Raw genomic sequence first — 18,187 nt, forward strand, 5'->3', positions numbered from 1 at the left:
TTTTTTATTAGGGCTGATACTGTATTAAGAATCACAGTAGCTTGGTCCACAATTTGATTATTTCCCAGACACAAAAAAACCGGCTAGTAAGCCGGTTTTTTATTAAGCGCATCTTGATAAACTAAGCTTTGAGATACAGAGCTTGGAAAAACAAAACTGAGAAAAACAAAGCCATTAAGCTTCAGTTTTACCCCAAGTGTCACGTAGGCCAACCGTGCGGTTGAATACTAGCGCGTCTGCATTAGAGTCTTTCGAATCCACACAGAAGTAGCCTGTACGTTCAAACTGGTACGCTTGTTCTGCAACACCTTCTACTAGGCTAGGTTCAACAAAACCATTTAGCGTAACAAGTGATTCAGGGTTTAGCGTTGCAGCGAAGTCATCAGCAGCAGCTGGGTTTGGCACTGTGAATAGACGATCATACAAACGAATCTCAGCAGGCAACGCTTTATCAGCAGATACCCAGTGAATAACACCTTTCACTTTACGGCCATCTGCAGGGTTCTTACCGAGTGTTTCGTTGTCGTAAGAACAGAAGATAGTCGTAATATTGCCTTCTGTATCTTTTTCGATACGTTCAGCTTTGATCACGTAAGCGCCACGTAGACGAACTTCTTTACCTAGAACCAAACGCTTGTACTTTTTGTTTGCTTCTTCACGGAAGTCATCACGCTCAATCCAAACTTCACGGGTAAATGGTACTTCACGAGTCCCCATTTCTGGCTTGTTTGGGTGGTTTGCAACGGTTAGCGTTTCTACTGTATCTGCTTCGTAGTTTTCGATAACGATCTTAACTGGATCCAGAACAGCCATTGCACGAGGTGCATTTTCGTTCAGATCATCACGAATGCAAGATTCAAGTGAACCGAACTCAATCATGTTCTCTTGCTTGGTCACACCAATACGCTTACAGAATTCACGAATCGAACTTGAAGTAAAACCACGACGACGTAGGCCAGAAATAGTAGGCATACGTGGGTCATCCCAACCTTGAACTAGGTTTTCAACTACAAGTTGGTTCAGCTTACGCTTAGACATCACTGTGTATTCGAGATTCAGGCGGCTAAACTCGTACTGACGAGGTTGGCAATCAATCGTGATGTTATCTAGAACCCAATCGTACAAACGACGGTTATCTTGGAATTCAAGCGTACAGATAGAGTGTGTAATACCTTCCAGTGCATCAGAAATACAGTGAGTAAAGTCGTACATTGGGTAAATGCACCACTTATCAGCCGTTTGATGGTGGTGAGCAAAACGAACACGGTAGATAACAGGATCGCGCATCACCATAAATGAAGAGCTCATGTCGATCTTAGCACGTAGACATGCTTTACCTTCTTCAAAGCCACCGTCACGCATTTTTTCAAACAACGCTAGGTTATCTTCAGGGCTACGGTCACGGTATGGGCTCGCTTTACCTGGCTCTTTTAGCGTGCCACGGTACTCACGGATTTGATCAGGACTTAGCTCGTCAACATACGCTAAGCCTTTATTAATTAATTCCACAGCATAAGCGTAAAGCGTATCGAAGTAGTTTGATGAGTAACAAATATCACCAGACCATTCGAAGCCTAACCAGCTTACATCATTCTTAATTGACTCAACGTATTCAACGTCTTCTTTTTCAGGGTTTGTATCATCGAAACGAAGATTACATTGTCCCTGGTAGTCCTGAGCAATACCAAAGTTCAAGCAAATAGATTTAGCGTGACCAATGTGCAGGTAGCCATTTGGCTCCGGCGGGAAACGAGTATGCACGCTACTGTGTGTACCATCCGCTAAATCTTTATCAATAATTTGGCGAATGAAATTCGATGGACGAGCCTCAGCTTCACTCATCTATAGCACCTCTATGTATTTAGTATTGTCAGAGAAAGTTATCTTTCGTCTCCAAGAAAACGGTCACTTATAGCGCCAGTCTAAGATAGAAAGATCATTGTTGCTAATCATCCACAATTCTTAGCCTTTGCACAATAAGAACCGTCCGTTAATTGCGATTATTTCTGCTATTCGATGAAGAATAGAACGAACCGTGTTCGTTGCCCCTAAACAGTAGGCACAAAAAAGCCTCCCGTGTGGGAGGCTTTCAATTTGTAACTTATTTAAGAGTAATTATACATCTTATTTAAGCACTTCCGTTACTAAGGAAGTTTTACATCAGATAGGTCTTCACCTGCGCCGATAGCTTTCATTTCGCCAGCTACGATTTCAGCTAGTGGGCCTAGGATAACCTGTAGGTTGTTCTCACCTAGTTTAACCACACCTTTAGCGCCAAGCTTCTTCAGAACAACTTCATCAGCGATAGAGCGGTCTTTAAGAGTTAGACGTAGACGAGTGATACAAGCGTCGATTGAAGTTAGGTTGTCGTGACCACCTAGAGCTTTCAGGTATTGACGTGCAACTTCACCTTTTGGTGCGTCGCCAGCAGGAGCTGCTACAGCTTCGTCATCATCTTCACGACCTGGCGATTTCAAGTTGAAAGCGCGGATTGCGAAAGAGAAAGTGAAGAAGTATAGAGCACCGAAACCAAGACCGATTAGTAGTAGTAAGAATGGTTTAGTTGCTAGACCCCAGTTCAATACGAAGTCGATAAGACCAGCAGAGAAACCGAAACCGTGCAGAGTACCAAACATGTTTGCAACTACTAGAGACAGACCTGTAAACACAGCGTGCATTGCGTATAGAGCAGGAGCTAGGAATACGAACATGAATTCTAGCGGCTCTGTGATACCTGTTAGGAATGAACAGAATGCAACTGAGAACAGTGCGCCACCAACTTGGCTACGTTTTTCAGCAGGTGCAGCTAGGTACATTGCAAGTGCAGCACCTGGTAGACCGAACATCATTACAGGGAAGAAACCGTTCATGAATACGCCAGCGCCTTTATCGCCACCGAAGAAACGGTGTAGGTCGCCAGATTTAACAGTTTCAGTCACTTCTTTAACTACAGTAGTGATTTCTGGAGTTACAGAGTTAGCGAATGTGAATGTGTGCTCTTGGCCAACAACTAGAGTTTTAGCTAGTGATGGGTCAACACAAAGTTGAGTGATGTTAGCGAATGCGCCTTGACCAGCAACGATGATTTCTTGACATGTACCCATACCGAACCAGAAGTATGAGTTCAATACGTGGTGTAGACCTACAGGGATAAGTGCACGGTTAAGAGTACCGTAAACGAATTGGCCAACAGCACCTGAAGTAGATACAGCGTGAGCTAGTGCATCTAGACCAGATTGAACACCAGGCCATACCACACCAGATACAGCACCTGCTACAAGAGCAAATAGACCGGCCATGATAGGAACTAGACGTTTACCCGCGAAGAATGCCAACCACTCAGGAAGACGTGTTGCATGGAAAGCGTTGTAAGAGTGACCTGCGATGATACCTGCGAAGATACCGCCGAAGAAAGACATGTTAACGTCTGCATTAATCGTTGTTGCTGTAGCAGTTAGAACAAAGTAAGCAACTGCACCAGCAAGACCTGCTGCGCCGTTACCGTCTTTAGAAAGACCAATTGCGATACCCAAACCAAATAACAGTGGAAGGTTGCCAAAAATAGCGCCACCAGCCTCTGCCATGAATGGAATATCAAGTAGATCGCCTTGACCTAAACGTAGTAGAAGCGCCGCAATCGGAAGCGTTGCGATAGGCAGCATCAATGCTTTACCTAACTTCTGTGCATATCCAAGAATATTCACGTTGTAATTCCCCCTATAGGATTTTTTTGAATTCGTTTGAAAGACTTATTTTAGTCGCTCAATTTAGTCCTATTCAGTGTATTCAATTAATTTTGCCCCGCAAATTAAAACCTTACCATTTGTGATCCTAATCACCAGTTTTTACCAAATCCAGAGGTTTTTGCTAGCGAGATCATAAAACTTATTTTATCATTCAAAAAAATGAGCATTTATAGATAAAATTCAAATCTAATCATTAGACAAAAACATGATATTCCTAATTTTAGGTTACCCTATAAATAATCATTAACAATGAACCTGAGTGTATAATAAACAACAACTGTTCATATGTTTTTCAACAACTTAAATCGCTTCCCTTTTTGAAGCCGTTTGCCCATAAAAGATAAATCGTTACGTAAATGATGCTCGCAAACTAAGTCCACATTTAGGTAACGAACAAATTTAAAAGATCTCACGAAATAAGGATTAGCTGACTATGTACGCGCTAAGTAACTGTAAAATTTACACTGGTAGTGATGTTCTAACCGATCATGCTGTCGTAATTGAAAATGAACTGATCAAAAAAGTCTGTCCTACCTCTGAATTGCCAGAAGGAATCGAGGTTCGCGATCTAAACGGAGCAAACCTAAGCCCGGGTTTCATTGACCTACAACTGAATGGTTGTGGCGGTGTAATGCTTAACGATGAGATCACGGCAGAAACAATGCAGATCATGCACGAAGCAAACCTTAAATCAGGCTGTACTAGCTTTTTACCTACGCTAATCACCTCTTCGGACGAAGATATGCGCGCGGTTATTACGGCAGCTCGTGAATACCACAACCAATACCAAAACCAGTCTTTAGGTTTGCACCTTGAAGGCCCATATCTAAACGTTGCGAAAAAAGGCATCCACAGTGTCGATCACATTCGTAAATCTGACAATGAAATGATTGAGCTTATCTGTGAAAACAGTGACCTTGTGACCAAAGTAACACTGGCTCCTGAGCTCAACGACCCAGAACATATTGAGCGTCTACACAAAGCTGGCGTAGTGGTTTCTATCGGCCACACCAACGCCACTTACGCTGAAGCGCGTCAAGGCTTTGAATCAGGCATCACTTTCGCCACTCACCTATTCAATGCAATGACCCCTATGGTCGGTCGTGAACCTGGCGTTGTTGGCGCGATTTACGACACGCCAGAAGTTTATGCGGGTATCATCGCCGACGGCTTCCACGTTGACTACGCAAACATCCGAATTGCGCACAAAATCAAGGGAGAAAAGTTAGTATTAGTGACGGATGCCACAGCTCCTGCAGGTGCTGACATGGAATACTTTATTTTTGTCGGTAAGAAAGTATATTACCGAGATGGTAAGTGTGTTGATGAAAACGGCACACTGGGCGGCTCGGCTCTGACTATGATTGAAGCAGTTCAGAATACAGTTGAGCACGCTGGTATCGCTTTAGACGAAGCTCTTCGCATGGCTACACTATACCCAGCTGCGGCTATCGGTGTAGAAAGCAAGCTAGGTCGAATCAAAAAAGGCATGGTTGCAAACCTAGCTGTATTTGACCGAGACTTTAACGTTAAAGCGACTGTTGTTAATGGACAATACGAGCACAATTAAGTATGAATGGCGGACAAATAGGTAACGTAGACTTAGTTAAACAACTAAACAGTGCGGCGGTATACAGACTAATAGATCAGCAAGGGCCTATCAGTCGTATACAAGTGGCTGATGTAAGCCAACTCGCACCGGCAAGTGTTACAAAAATTACCCGCCAACTTTTGGAGCGCGGCCTCATTAAAGAGGTTGCGCAACAAGCGTCTACTGGCGGTAGACGCGCGATATCTCTAACCACAGAAGTCGACCCTTTTCATTCTGTCGCTGTACGTTTAGGTAGAGACTATATTCAAATAAGCCTTCATGACCTTAGTGGTCGTGAATTAGCTTTCCAACAGCAAGACCTGAATTATTCAGACCAATCAGACCTGACCCAAGGTTTGGTCAATAACTTGAAGGCCTTCATTGCTGAGCACCAACCAAAGATCGATCAACTGATTGCTATTGGCGTTACTCTTCCTGGCTTGGTTAACCCAACGACCGGTGTCGTTGAATACATGCCAAACACGGACATCGATAACCTCGCATTGAGCGACATTATTCGCGACACTTTCCATGTAGCTTGTTTCGTCGGCAATGACGTTAGAGGAATGGCGCTTGCTGAGCACTACTTCGGTGCAAGTAAAGACAGCCAAGATTCTATTTTGGTCAGTGTTCACCGTGGTACCGGTGCTGGTATTATCGTTAATGGTCAGGTTTTCTTAGGCCATAACCGTAACGTGGGAGAAATTGGTCATATCCAAATTGATCCGCTAGGTGAACAATGCCAATGTGGTAACTTCGGTTGTCTTGAAACTGTAGCGGCAAACCCTGCCATTGTTGATCGAGTACAGAAGCTAATTAAGCAAGGCTATGAATCCTCTTTGACGGAACTTGAACATATTACGATTCAAGATGTTTGTGACCACGCAATCAATGGCGATGAACTCGCGAAGCAAAGCTTAGTTCGAGTAGGGAACCAGTTAGGTAAGGCTATCGCGATGACGATCAACCTATTTAACCCTCAGAAAGTTATCATTGCTGGTGATATTACCAAGGCACAAGAGATTGTTTTCCCTGCAATTAAGCGCAATGTAGAGAATCAGTCGTTAACGGCTTTCCATAGCGGCCTGCCTATTGTAGCATCACAGATCGATAAACATCCTACGATGGGAGCCTTTGCCATGATTAAGCGCGCCATGCTCAACGGTGTGTTACTTCAAAAGCTTCTTGAAGACTAAAGAAAACAATTCTGATTTTCCGCGGGCCGTGTTTGTATAAACACGGCCCGTTTTTTTAAGCTAGGGAACTACTACTACAAGTTATGGAACTTATATTAATATCCACTGCGTTTATTGCAGGATTTATTGCTTTAAAGTGTCACCTTCCCCCATTGGTCGGCTTTTTGGTCGCTGGTTTTGGGCTATTTGCTCTGGGTTTTGAAACCAATGACACCATCATTACCTTGGCTGACCTTGGTGTCACCCTGCTCCTATTTACTATTGGCTTAAAGCTAGACATCAAAACCCTACTCTCTAAAGAGATCTGGGCCGGTGCTACCATCCACAATCTTTTATCCACTCTGTTTTTTGCAACCGCTCTATTTGGTTTTAAGTTCCTAGGTATTTCATCTCTGGCAGCCATGTCGATAGAACAGATCGTGCTTCTCGGTTTCGCTCTTTCATTCTCGAGTACCGTATTCGCGGTTAAATCTCTGCAAGAAAAAGGGGAGATGAATGCGACTTATGGCACACTAGCGATTGGCATTCTGGTCATGCAAGATATCTTTGCTGTCGTATTCTTAACGGCATCGACAGGCAAAATTCCAGAGTGGTACGCCATTGCACTGTTCGCTTTGCCATTCTTTCGTCCGTTGTTCTACAAAATCCTCGATTGGGTTGGGCACGGTGAAATGTTGGTGCTGTTCGGCATCTTCTTCGCGTTAGTTGTTGGTGCTGGCTTGTTCCAGTTTGTAGGCGTTAAACCAGACTTAGGTGCACTAATCCTAGGTATGTTGTTAGCCGGTCACCCAAAAGCTTCAGAGCTGTCGAAATCGCTGTTTAACCTCAAAGAGCTTTTCCTCGTCTGCTTCTTCTTGAATATTGGCTTGTCAGAACAGCCAACTATTCAGGGTTTTATGCTTGCAGTATTGTTCTTATTGCTACTCCCAGTAAAAGGCGTTCTGTACTTCTTAGTACTCAACCGATTCAAGTTCCGTGTTCGAACCTCCCTACTCACTTCTTTGTCACTGTTTAACTACAGTGAGTTTGGCCTCATCGTCGGTGGCCTTGCTTTTAAGATGGGCTGGATGTCTGGCGACATCTTGGTGGCAGTGGCGATTGCCGTTTCATTGTCGTTCTTAATCGCTGCACCTCTCAACAAAGCGGGTCACAAACTTTATCAACAATCAGGTCGCTGGTTAAAAGAGCACGCTGCTGAGAAGCTTCACCAACGTGACAAACGAATTGACCCAGGTCGCGCACAAGTGCTTATTCTTGGTATGGGACGCATTGGCACTGGTGCCTACGACGAATTACGCTCACGCTACGGCAAAGTGAGTTTAGGTGTCGAAGTTCGTGAAGAAGCAGCACACAACCACAGAAGTCTTGGAAGAAACGTTATTTCTGGCGATGCAACTGACCCGGATTTCTGGGAACGAATCTTAGACACAGCAAACGTAAAACTGGTTATCTTGGCGATGCCTCATCACCAAGGTAATCAAACAGCCTTAGAACAGTTAAAATCACGTGATTTTAAAGGTCAAATCGCAGCTATTGCTGAATACTCCGACCAGCTAGAGACATTGAAAGAGAATGGTGTCGATGCGGCATTCAACATTTACAGTGAAGCTGGTAGTGGTTTTGCTCGACACGTATGTGAGCAATTAAACCCAAATATCAATAAGATCTAGTCCTAAACATTATCTAGTTAACCTCTCAAGATTGCTGTTCTTTTGCACTTTTGAGAGGTTTTTGTTTAAAAAACCAACCGAAACTAGACATCAATCACCAAAACAACCTTAAAATTAGATATTTTCTAACAGAAACCCCTTTATATTATTTTTTTGCTCGCATTCGGTTGCTTTTTTTAGCCAGAATGGCAAATTGAATGCAGTTGATTTAGAAATTATTTAAAAGGAAGTTCTATGTGTTCAGTATTTGGCATTCTCGACATTAAAAGTGATGCCGCAGCACTTCGCCCTATTGCTTTAGAAATGTCTAAAAAGCTTCGTCACCGTGGTCCAGACTGGTCTGGTATCTATGCTGGTGAAAAAGCAATTCTTGCTCACGAGCGCTTGGCTATCGTTGGTCTGAACAGCGGTGCACAACCACTATACAGCCAAGACAAAAAGCACATTCTTGCAGTGAACGGCGAAATTTATAACCACAAAGAACTTCGCGCTCGCTATGAAGATAAATACCAGTTCCAGACTGATTCTGACTGTGAAGTTATCCTAGCGTTATACCAAGAAATGGGCGCAGACCTTTTAGAAGAACTTAACGGTATTTTCGCTTTCGTTTTATACGACGAAGAAAAAGATGAATATCTAGTGGGTCGTGACCACATCGGTATCATCCCGCTTTACCAAGGCTACGATGAGCACGGTAACTATTACGTTGCTTCAGAAATGAAAGCATTAGTTCCTGTATGTAAAACGATCAGCGAGTTCCCTCCTGGTAGCTTCTACTCTTCAAAAGATGCAGAGCCTCAACGCTACTACATCCGTGATTGGAACGAATACGCAGCCGTTCAAGGCAACAGCACAAGTAAAGAAGAGCTGACTGAAGCACTAGAAGCTGCGGTTAAGCGTCAACTAATGACTGACGTGCCTTACGGTGTACTTCTTTCTGGTGGTCTTGATTCATCAATCACTTCTGCAGTGGCTAAACGCTTTGCAGCAATGCGTATTGAAGATGACGAGCAATCTGAAGCTTGGTGGCCACAACTGCACTCATTTGCTGTTGGTCTAGAAAACGCACCTGATCTGATCGCTGCACGTGAAGTTGCTGACAAGATCGGTACTGTGCACCACGAGATGACTTACACCATTCAGGAAGGCTTAGATGCCATCCGTGATGTTATCTACCACATTGAAACTTATGATGTAACAACCATCCGTGCTTCAACGCCAATGTACTTACTTGCTCGTAAGATCAAAGCAATGGGTATCAAGATGGTACTTTCTGGCGAGGGTGCTGATGAAATCTTTGGTGGCTACCTGTACTTCCACAAAGCACCAAACGCAAAAGAGTTCCACGAAGAGACGGTACGTAAACTGCTTGCTCTAAGTATGTTCGACTGCGCTCGTGCAAACAAATCACTTGCAGCATGGGGCGTTGAAGGTCGCGTACCATTCTTGGATAAAGAGTTCATTGATGTCGCTATGCGTTTGAACCCTGAAGATAAGATGTGTGGTAACGGTAAAATGGAGAAACACATCCTACGAGAGTGTTTTGAAGACTACCTGCCAGATTCGATCGCATGGCGCCAAAAAGAGCAATTCTCTGATGGTGTGGGTTACGACTGGATTGACACATTGAAAGCAACAGCTGAAGAAAAAGTAACGGATCAACAAATGGAAGCTGCTCAGTTCCGTTTCCCTTACAACACACCGACAACCAAAGAAGGTTATGCTTACCGTGAAATCTTTGAGGAGCTATTCCCTCTAGAATCAGCGGCAGAGTGTGTACCTGGTGGCCCTTCAGTTGCCTGTTCATCAGCGAAAGCGATTGAGTGGGATGAGTCATTCAAAAACTGTGTAGACCCATCAGGCCGTGCGGTACAAGCGGTTCACAACGACGCCTATAACGCTTAAAGCGTTTTAAAAGCTCAAATACTAAAAAAGGCGCATTATGCGCCTTTTTGTTTTAAGCCTGTTTTACTTTTTAGTACTTCACTTATACGTGAGCTTGTAGTGCTTCGTTCTCAATACTGATAGGAACCACTTGGCTGATCATTTTTACGAGCATAATGGATCGAGCTTCGCCATCTTTCTGATCGAAAATAGCCTCAACCCCTGCAAACTGGCCACTGTTGATTTTGACAACTTGCCCTGTCTTAAACTCAGTACAGCAATCTTCAACTTCGTGACTGTAGCACTTCTCGAACTCTTTGAGCTCAAAAATCAAATCACCTTGAACTTCATACGGCCTTGCACCGAACTTAATAAAGTCGACAACACCACGGGTTGAACGAACCGTCGTAAAACTAGGGCCTTGCTCATAATCAAAACGAACAAAGATATAAGATGGGAACAGCGGCTCTTGAACCTGCTTCTCTTTCCCTCTCACCACCTTTTTGACTTCTATTTGAGGGTAAAAACACTCTACCCCTTGATTCTCTAAGTGCTGTTGAGCGCGTTTTTGATCACCACGCTTACAGTAAAGTAAATACCAACGTTTCATTTAACTAGCCATCTTATATTTTTAGATATTTTACCACATGCCTAAAACGATTGAATCGCCGTTAATAAATGAGTCCTAATAAGCGCGAGATTACGCGTAACAGACAAACTTACCAACCAAAAGTAGTAGGTAGAAAATTTGGTCAGACATTGTACAGGGAACATTAAGAGATCAAAAGACATCGTTGATGTAAGCATATGTATATATCAAATAATAAGAATGACATTCCCTTAAAGATCATAACGATAGGCTAGACCAATAGATCTAAACATTTTTATGGGATAGGGTCTTAAAAAAGGTTACTAACCAACCAGGTCAAATATGGAAAATTAGTTTGCAGCACAAGTGAAATGGGCCACATTGAAAGTAAATACATTTAATATCAACACTTTAGTAAAAATAAGTTATCGTGACCACAAAATGCGTCTATTGCAGACTTTTACTCCACTGTGTATACATGAATAACTATAAAATCTTTTAATACCTAAAATTAGTAAAACTTATGCCAAGCAATCACAACATCTTTGGCCACCCTAGAGGCCTATTTCTACTTTTTAGCACAGAGCTATGGGAACGTTTCTCCTACTACGCGATGCGTGCCATCCTTGTTTTATTTTTGACTGACACTACCCTCAACGGTGGACTTGGTTGGTCAACGAAAGACGCACTTGATCTCTACGGCATTTATACTGGCTTAGTCTACATCACACCATTAATCGGCGGCTGGATTGCCGATAACTACTTAGGGCAACGTAAATCGATCCTAGTTGGCGGTGTATTAATGGCACTCGGCCAATTTACACTGGCTCTACCTAACGGTTTCATCGGTTTAGACCAAGTAAACGCTCTTTACCTTGGTTTAGCGCTGCTAATCAGTGGTAACGGTATGTTTAAGCCAAACATCTCAACCATGGTTGGCGATCTGTACCAAGAAGGCGATAACCGTCGTGATGGTGCTTTCACCATTTTCTACATGGGCATCAACTTAGGTGCATTACTAGGTGGCTTAATTTCAGGCGCTGCAGTCGACTCTTTCGGTTGGAAAGCAGGTTTCTTAGCCGCAGGTATTGGTATGGTTATTAGCTTAATCATGCAAATGACAATGGCTCAGTCTTGGTTAGGCAACATAGGCTCAGTACCTGCAGCTGCACGTGCAAAAGCGCTGAACAAATCTCAAGAGAAAACGCCACTAACAAAAGAAGAGTTCGACCGACTGAAAGTTATTCTGGTTATGGGGCTATTCGTGATTGTTTTCTGGGCGGGCTTTGAACAAGCTGGCGGTCTGATGAATATCTACACTCAGCAATATACTGACCGCATGATTGGTGACTTTGAAGTTCCAGCGGCATGGTTCCAATCTTTAAACCCGTTCTTCATCATTACACTTGCACCAATCATTGCTGCATTTTGGGTTAAGCTTGGTAAACGTGAGCCAAACTCGCCAGTAAAATTTGCTATGGCATTATTCTTCTTAGCCTTAGGCTTTGTGTGCATGATGGGTGCAGTAATGGAGCAAGGCGGCGACTTAGAAGTCAAAACATCAATGCTTTGGTTAGTCGGTGCGTTCTTCTTCCATACCCTAGGTGAGCTTTGTCTATCTCCTATTGGCCTGTCGTTGGTCACTAAGTTAGCTCCGCTTCGTCTAGCATCGTTAATGATGGGTGCATGGTTTGGCTTCAATGCGGTTGCAAACTATGTCGCAGGCCTTGTTGGTTCACACGTTGGTGAGCTTGGGGCAATGTCTATTTTCAGTGGTATTGCGATTACCGCAACGGTGAGTGGCATATTACTGCTTCTTTGCGCAGGTAAACTCGTATCATGGATGCATGGTGTAGAAACCAACATGATGCTTGAAGCAGAGCCAAAAGCAGAAACTTCTGTTGCTTAAGATCTAAATCTAGTTAGACGAAAAACATCAATACCAAAAGGGGCAGCTCAATGAGCAGCCCCTTTTATTATGTGTGTTTTGTGCTAAATCGCGTTTACATACCAGTTAGCGATGAAGCTCAACTAACTCTGCCATCATATCGATGTGTGAGTCTCTATCGTTAAGACACATGATGTAGCTAAAGTTCGAACCACCAGCGTCAATGAACGTCTCTTTACACTGGTCAGAAATCTCTTCTAACGTTTCTAAACAATCCACCGAGAATGCAGGCGCCATGATATCGATCTTCTTAATACCTTTGCTCGGCAGTAATTCAAGAGTTTCATCTGTATAAGGCTTCAACCACTCTTCCCGACCAAACCGAGACTGGTATGTCATCGTAATATCGTCTTCTGCTAAGCCCAACTCTGCAGCAAGCAGTTTTGTCGTCGCTTCACAATGCTGAGGATAGATGTCACCTTCATCAGCGAGTCGCTTCGGAATACCGTGGAAAGAACAGACTAGATGATCGGCTCTACCATTTTTGTCCCAGTGGCTACGTACGCTTTCAGCCAATGCTTTTGCGTAACCTGGGTGCGCGTAGTAGTCGCGAATAAAGCGATAACTCGGTATCACCGGCATTTGCTTAAAGGCTTTGGTTAAACCATCAGAAACAGCCGCTGTGGTTGTGCCCGAGTACTGAGGATATAAAGGCAGTACGATGATGTCTTCAACGCCCTGTTCCATCAACTGCTCAACACCTGCCTTAAGACTTGGGTTGCCATAGGTCATACCAAGAGCAACAGGCATGTCGAGCTTTTGTTGTAACTTTTCAACTTGTCGTTGTGAGTAAACAAGCAGTGGTGAGCCCTCATCCATCCAAACTGACTGATACAGCTTAGCGACTTTAGGCGCTCTAATCGGTAAGATCACCCCATGTAAAATAGGACACCAAAGCCAACGCGTTAGGTTTACGACTCGCTTGTCGTGTAAGAATTCACTCAAAAATCGACGAACGCCAGCAGGAGTCGCCGAATCTGGTGTTCCTAAGTTCACCAGTAAAACGCCCTGCTTTTTATTATTTTCCATAGCTACCTGAGACCAATGTGTGATTTTCTGGAAAGTAATATACTAATCTGCATAAGTTTAAGATCATTGCCGCTACCAAATGTTTGAATAATCATTCTTCGCATGAGGTATCACAATATTAACTCTCGACTGCATTTCGTCCTCTTCAAAGCGGAACAACCTTGAATTACGCGCAACCGAATTTATCTAGATTGGTATCGTACTAAAAATTAAAACAAAAAAAAGCGACCTTAAAGGTCGCTTCCAATATATCAAATTCTAAAACTGGCTGTTAGCCAATTATGCTAGTGCTTTCTCAAGTTCTGCACTAACTTCAGCAACTTGCTTAGTACCGTCGAACTTAAGGTACTTAGTGTTACCTGCTTCAGCTTCTTTACCGTAGTAAGAGATAAGCGGAGCTGTTTGATCGTGGTATACACCTAGACGTGCACGAACTGTTTCTTCTTTGTCGTCATCACGAACCACTAGCTCTTCACCAGTGATGTCATCTTTACCTTCTTCTTTCGGTGGGTTGTACACATTGTGGTATGTACGACCAGAAGGAAGGTGAGCACGACGACCAGCCATACGCTCAACAATCACATCGTCAGCTACGTCGAATTCAACAACGTAGTCTACTGCGATGCCCATTTCTTTTAGGCCATCAGCTTGAGGGATTGTGCGTGGGAAACCGTCTAGCAGGAAACCTTTCTCACAGTCATCTTGAGCGATACGCTCTTTGATTAGACCAAGGATAATTTCATCAGAAACTAGCTGACCCGCGTCGATTACTGATTTTGCTTGCTTACCAAGCTCAGTACCCGCTTTAATAGCAGCACGTAGCATGTCACCAGTTGAAATTTGAGGGATACCAAATTTGTTCATGATGAAGTTAGCTTGAGTACCTTTACCCGCGCCAGGAGCACCTAGAAGAATGATGCGCATGTTTAATCCTCTTATAAAAATTATGATTTATACCGAAGCTCACTATCCCGCCTTTCTGGTTTAATTTAGGTCAAACAAGAGAGGTTAGGTAACAACTGAGGCTAAGCACAACTGTAAACAGAAGCAAAACGGTAAGTTTCGGTATAACGTTTAAAAATCATACAACTGGAGGCGATAGGTTCATAGTACCAGCTGATTAGGTCGAGCATTCTATCACATTAATATTCAATTTTGCTTAAATTAAGACTAAAGAATGTATCGACAGCGTTTGCGTTTGTCTTGTTAGCGACTTTAGCTGCATTTCGATGAAGTTAAGCGACGTTCATAAAAAAAGGTTCATCGCGGATTAGCGGGAATTGAAAACAAAAACGGTAGTAAGTGATATGGTTTAGTCGCCAAACAAAAATCATACACAAACTACCGTTTCCATGCAGAATCATACTTTCCTATCTTCATTCTGGGAAGGCTTTCAAATAGTAAAGTCTCACCAGACAGCAACACTTATTACCCTTACTCTTAAACCTAACTCTGAGGCTAAGTGCCTTTGTGGTCTTGAAGCCGAAGCTATCCACGAGTATCAATGGCGTCATGTGAAAGAGGCCATGTTGCTCGGGGTTCCTGTTGAACTTTCTGTTCAAACACGAAGAATTAAGTGTCGTGACTGCGGCATAAAAACAGAGTCTCTACCTTGGTTGGAGCCTTATGCTCGTATAACGAAGCGCCTAAAAAGCTATATAGAGCAGCTACTACCTCTTCTTCCCATTAAGCATATCTCCCAGTTAACGAACGTTCATTGGCATACCATTAAAGAGATAGATAAACGCCGACTTAGAGAAGTGGTACCGCCAGTGAAATGGGAGGGACTAAGGCAACTCGTCATGGACGAGTTCGCCATCTTTAAAGGACATCGATATGCCACAGTCATCGCTGACGCTAAGACTCACCAAGTCATTTGGGTAGGGTTAGGCCGTAGCCGCAAGGACATACGACCGTTCTTCGAGCAGTTAGGCAAGCATGGCAACAATATCGAGGCGGTCGCGATGGACATGAATACGGCTTTTGACCTTGAAGTTCAAGCGCACTGTCCGAATGCAAAAATCGTTTACGATTTGTTCCATGTTGTCGCTAAGTTCGGTCGAGAGGTGATGGATAGAGTCAGAGTCGACCAAGCCAACAAACTCAAGCAAGATAAAAAAGCGAGGCAATGGGTCAAGCGCTCACGCTGGGTACTGTTGAAAAACAGAGGTAACTTAAATGCACGACAAGATAGCTATCTGACTGAAATATTGAATATCAATAAGGACTTGATGACCACTTATATACTCGGAGCCCAACTCAAAGAGCTTTGGTATTGTGAGTCAGAAAGGCACGCTAAGGGGCTCTGGGATGCGTGGTATGAACAGGTACAAGAGAGTGGAATTAAGCCATTGAAAGAGTTCGCACGAAAACTGAGCTCCTATCTTCACGGTATTATCGCATCGGCAAGTTATCCATTAAACACCTGCACACTTGAAGGGATAAACAACAAGATAAAGTTAATCAAGCGAATGGGGTATGGATATCGAGATACAGACTACTTCTTCTTAAAGATAAAAGCGGCTTTCCCCGGAAAGCCGCGATGAACCTAAAAAAAGCCCGCATTAGCGAGCTTTTAATTATGATTATGAGCTTAGCCCAAAGTCGAAAGACTAACGTTTTGTCAGTAGTTCGTTGATTGCACCTAAGAATTGTGATGGATCTTCCATTGAGCCTTTCTCAGCCAGCATAGCTTGGCCAAGGAGTAACTCAACCCAACGGCCGAACGCTTGCTCATCCGCTTCATCAGCCATCTGTTTCACAAGTGCGTGCTCAGGGTTAATCTCAAAGATGTACTTAACTTCCGGTGCGGCTTGACCCGCAGCTTCAAGAAGCTTAGCCATTTGCGTACCCATTTCGAAGTCGTCAGTCACAACAACCGCAGGCGTTGTGGCTAGCTTGAAGGTTGTACGAACTTCTTTAACACGGCCACCTAGGTAAGATTGAGTACGCTCAACAACAGATTTAAACTCTTCTTCTGTCTCTTTTTGCTTCTCTTTCTCTTCTTCACCTTCAAACTTGCTTAGGTCTAAGCCCGCTTTAGTGATCGATTGGAACTGCTTACCATCAAAATCAGTCAGGTAGTTCATTACGTACTCATCAATACGATCGTACATTAGAACGACTTCAATACCTTTCGCTTTGAACTGCTCCAAGTGTGGGCTGTTCTTAGCGGCTGCGTAGCTATCAGCAGTTAGATAGTAAATCTTGTCTTGGCCTTCCTTCATACGTTCAACGTAAGAAGCTAGGCTGATAGCTTGGTCAGCAGAGTCAACTTCCGTTGACGAGAAACGAAGTAGACCAGCGATCTTCTCTTTGTTCGCCATGTCTTCAGCTGGGCCTTCTTTCAAGACTAGGCCGAACTCTTTCCAAAACTCTAGGTATTTATCATTGTCATTCTTCGCCATGCGCTCAAGCATAGTCAATACACGCTTAGTACACGCGCCACGAAGAGACTGGGTTACCTTGTTATCTTGCAGAATTTCACGAGACACGTTCAGTGGCAGATCGTTTGAATCAATCAAGCCGCGAACGAAACGCATGTAAGATGGCATAAACTGCTCTGCGTCATCCATAATGAACACGCGTTGCACGTAAAGTTTTAGTCCGCTCTTGTGGTCACGGTTCATCATGTCCCAAGGTGCTTTTGCAGGAATGTAAAGCAGGCTTGTGTAATCGTTCTTACCTTCAACTTTGTTGTGGCTCCAGGTTAGTGGATCAGCAAAGTCGTGAGATACGTGCTTATAAAACTCTTGGTACTCTTCTTTCTCGATATCAGATTTATTACGAGTCCAAAGCGCTTGAGCTTTGTTAATCTGTTCCCAATGCTTCTCTTCGGTGTCTTTACCTTCGTCATCTTTAACCGCAGTTAAGATAGAGACAGGGATACCGATGTGATCAGAGTATTTACCAATCACTTCACGCAGACGCCACTCATTTAGGAATTCTTTACCATCTTCGCGCATGTGGAGAATGATGTCAGTACCACGAGATTCTTTCGTGATATCTTCAATGGTGTAATCGCCTTCGCCAGCAGAATGCCATTGCACAGCTTGATCATTAGCAAGTCCAGCCGCTCGTGTACGAACAGTCACTGCGTCTGCAACGATAAATGCAGAATAGAAACCCACACCAAATTGACCAATCAATTGAGAGTCTTTGCTTTGGTCTTCAGACAGCTTTGAGAAAAAGTCTGCAGTACCCGATTTAGCAATCGTACCTAAATGCTCAATAACGTTGTCACGGCTCATGCCGATGCCGTTATCAGAAATCGTCAAAGTATTGGTTTCAGCGCTAAAAGATAATTTTACGCCTAGGTCTGCATCACCTTGGTAAAGGTCACCATTTGATAGCGCTTGAAAACGAAGCTTATCAGCCGCATCAGATGCGTTAGAGATCAGCTCACGTAGAAAGATTTCTTTATTTGAATACAGTGAGTGAATCATTAGATGAAGTAGTTGTTTTACTTCAGATTGAAAGCCACGAGTCTCTTTATTTTGCGTTGCCGTTTCGCTCATTTTTACTCCAAAACATC

At 43.5% G+C, this 18,187-nt stretch carries 12 protein-coding genes; 6 read left to right on the top strand and 6 right to left on the bottom strand.

What is annotated here, in order from left to right:
• Window positions 1–174 precede the first annotated feature (174 nt).
• Together glnS and nagE are read right to left on the bottom strand one after the other, a co-directional pair.
• Window positions 175–1,842 carry a glutamine--tRNA ligase gene (gene glnS, locus OCV44_RS10450; protein WP_139685822.1) on the bottom strand — a complete coding sequence of 556 codons (1,668 nt, stop codon included), beginning with the start codon at window positions 1,840–1,842 and terminating at the stop codon, window positions 175–177.
• A 302-nt stretch (window positions 1,843–2,144) separates the two neighbouring features.
• Window positions 2,145–3,662, bottom strand: coding sequence for an N-acetylglucosamine-specific PTS transporter subunit IIBC (gene nagE / locus OCV44_RS10455; RefSeq protein ID WP_246091812.1), 1,518 nt, complete (start codon window positions 3,660–3,662; stop codon window positions 2,145–2,147).
• Between the two features lie 517 nt (window positions 3,663–4,179).
• Between nagE and nagA the strand changes: the two genes are divergently transcribed.
• The 4 genes from nagA (at window position 4,180) to asnB (ending at window position 10,108) form a co-directional block, all read left to right on the top strand.
• Window positions 4,180–5,316: an N-acetylglucosamine-6-phosphate deacetylase gene (gene nagA / locus OCV44_RS10460; protein WP_139685824.1), complete on the top strand. Its 1,137-nt coding sequence runs from the start codon at window positions 4,180–4,182 to the stop codon at window positions 5,314–5,316.
• 2 nt (window positions 5,317–5,318) lie between these two features.
• Window positions 5,319–6,533 (top strand): DNA-binding transcriptional regulator NagC, encoded by a 1,215-nt coding sequence (nagC, locus tag OCV44_RS10465; RefSeq protein ID WP_139685825.1) that lies wholly within the window; start codon window positions 5,319–5,321, stop codon window positions 6,531–6,533.
• 83 nt (window positions 6,534–6,616) lie between these two features.
• Window positions 6,617–8,203 (top strand): cation:proton antiporter family protein, encoded by a 1,587-nt coding sequence (locus OCV44_RS10470; protein ID WP_139685826.1) that lies wholly within the window; start codon window positions 6,617–6,619, stop codon window positions 8,201–8,203.
• Between the two features lie 234 nt (window positions 8,204–8,437).
• Window positions 8,438–10,108, top strand: a complete 1,671-nt coding sequence (gene asnB, locus OCV44_RS10475) for an asparagine synthase B (protein ID WP_012604542.1) — start codon at window positions 8,438–8,440, stop codon at window positions 10,106–10,108.
• 82 nt (window positions 10,109–10,190) lie between these two features.
• Here asnB and rfaH read toward each other — a convergent pair whose 3' ends face one another.
• Complete coding sequence (gene rfaH, locus OCV44_RS10480) at window positions 10,191–10,697, bottom strand: transcription/translation regulatory transformer protein RfaH (protein WP_086049840.1); 507 nt, start codon at window positions 10,695–10,697, stop codon at window positions 10,191–10,193.
• A gap of 502 nt (window positions 10,698–11,199) precedes the next feature.
• On the opposite strand from rfaH, the gene OCV44_RS10485 reads away from it, so the two are divergent.
• On the top strand, window positions 11,200–12,585 hold the full coding sequence (locus OCV44_RS10485) for a peptide MFS transporter (RefSeq protein ID WP_139685827.1): 1,386 nt from the start codon (window positions 11,200–11,202) through the stop codon (window positions 12,583–12,585).
• A gap of 105 nt (window positions 12,586–12,690) precedes the next feature.
• Here the strand turns inward: OCV44_RS10485 and hemH are convergent, their stop codons facing one another.
• Entirely contained in the window at window positions 12,691–13,653 is a 963-nt protein-coding gene (gene hemH / locus OCV44_RS10490) for a ferrochelatase (RefSeq protein WP_139685828.1), read from the bottom strand.
• Between the two features lie 279 nt (window positions 13,654–13,932).
• The gene (gene adk, locus OCV44_RS10495; RefSeq protein ID WP_009847341.1) at window positions 13,933–14,577 is read right to left on the bottom strand and encodes an adenylate kinase; all 645 of its coding nucleotides are present in this window, start codon (window positions 14,575–14,577) and stop codon (window positions 13,933–13,935) included.
• Between the two features lie 428 nt (window positions 14,578–15,005).
• Between adk and OCV44_RS10500 the strand changes: the two genes are divergently transcribed.
• Entirely contained in the window at window positions 15,006–16,199 is a 1,194-nt protein-coding gene (locus tag OCV44_RS10500; protein WP_139686334.1) for an ISL3 family transposase, read from the top strand.
• Window positions 16,200–16,265: 66 nt separating this feature from the next.
• Here OCV44_RS10500 and htpG read toward each other — a convergent pair whose 3' ends face one another.
• On the bottom strand, window positions 16,266–18,170 hold the full coding sequence (gene htpG / locus OCV44_RS10505; protein WP_139685979.1) for a molecular chaperone HtpG: 1,905 nt from the start codon (window positions 18,168–18,170) through the stop codon (window positions 16,266–16,268).
• Window positions 18,171–18,187 lie beyond the last annotated feature (17 nt).

It is taken from the genome of Vibrio tasmaniensis (genome assembly GCF_024347635.1).
GTDB classification, from domain to species: Bacteria; Pseudomonadota; Gammaproteobacteria; order Enterobacterales; family Vibrionaceae; genus Vibrio; species Vibrio tasmaniensis.

Excerpts from the sequence above, each read along its gene's own strand:
- nagA (WP_139685824.1), top strand. The coding sequence starts at position 4,180 with ATGTACGCGCTAAGTAACTGTAAAATTTACACTGGTAGTGATGTTCTA.
- htpG (WP_139685979.1), bottom strand. The coding sequence starts at position 18,170 with ATGAGCGAAACGGCAACGCAAAATAAAGAGACTCGTGGCTTTCAATCT.
- nagE (WP_246091812.1), bottom strand. The coding sequence starts at position 3,662 with ATGCTGCCTATCGCAACGCTTCCGATTGCGGCGCTTCTACTACGTTTA.
- hemH (WP_139685828.1), bottom strand. The coding sequence starts at position 13,653 with ATGGAAAATAATAAAAAGCAGGGCGTTTTACTGGTGAACTTAGGAACA.
- rfaH (WP_086049840.1), bottom strand. The coding sequence starts at position 10,697 with ATGAAACGTTGGTATTTACTTTACTGTAAGCGTGGTGATCAAAAACGC.
- OCV44_RS10500 (WP_139686334.1), top strand. The coding sequence starts at position 15,006 with ATGCAGAATCATACTTTCCTATCTTCATTCTGGGAAGGCTTTCAAATA.
- OCV44_RS10485 (WP_139685827.1), top strand. The coding sequence starts at position 11,200 with ATGCCAAGCAATCACAACATCTTTGGCCACCCTAGAGGCCTATTTCTA.
- OCV44_RS10470 (WP_139685826.1), top strand. The coding sequence starts at position 6,617 with ATGGAACTTATATTAATATCCACTGCGTTTATTGCAGGATTTATTGCT.
- glnS (WP_139685822.1), bottom strand. The coding sequence starts at position 1,842 with ATGAGTGAAGCTGAGGCTCGTCCATCGAATTTCATTCGCCAAATTATT.
- asnB (WP_012604542.1), top strand. The coding sequence starts at position 8,438 with ATGTGTTCAGTATTTGGCATTCTCGACATTAAAAGTGATGCCGCAGCA.
- nagC (WP_139685825.1), top strand. The coding sequence starts at position 5,319 with ATGAATGGCGGACAAATAGGTAACGTAGACTTAGTTAAACAACTAAAC.
- adk (WP_009847341.1), bottom strand. The coding sequence starts at position 14,577 with ATGCGCATCATTCTTCTAGGTGCTCCTGGCGCGGGTAAAGGTACTCAA.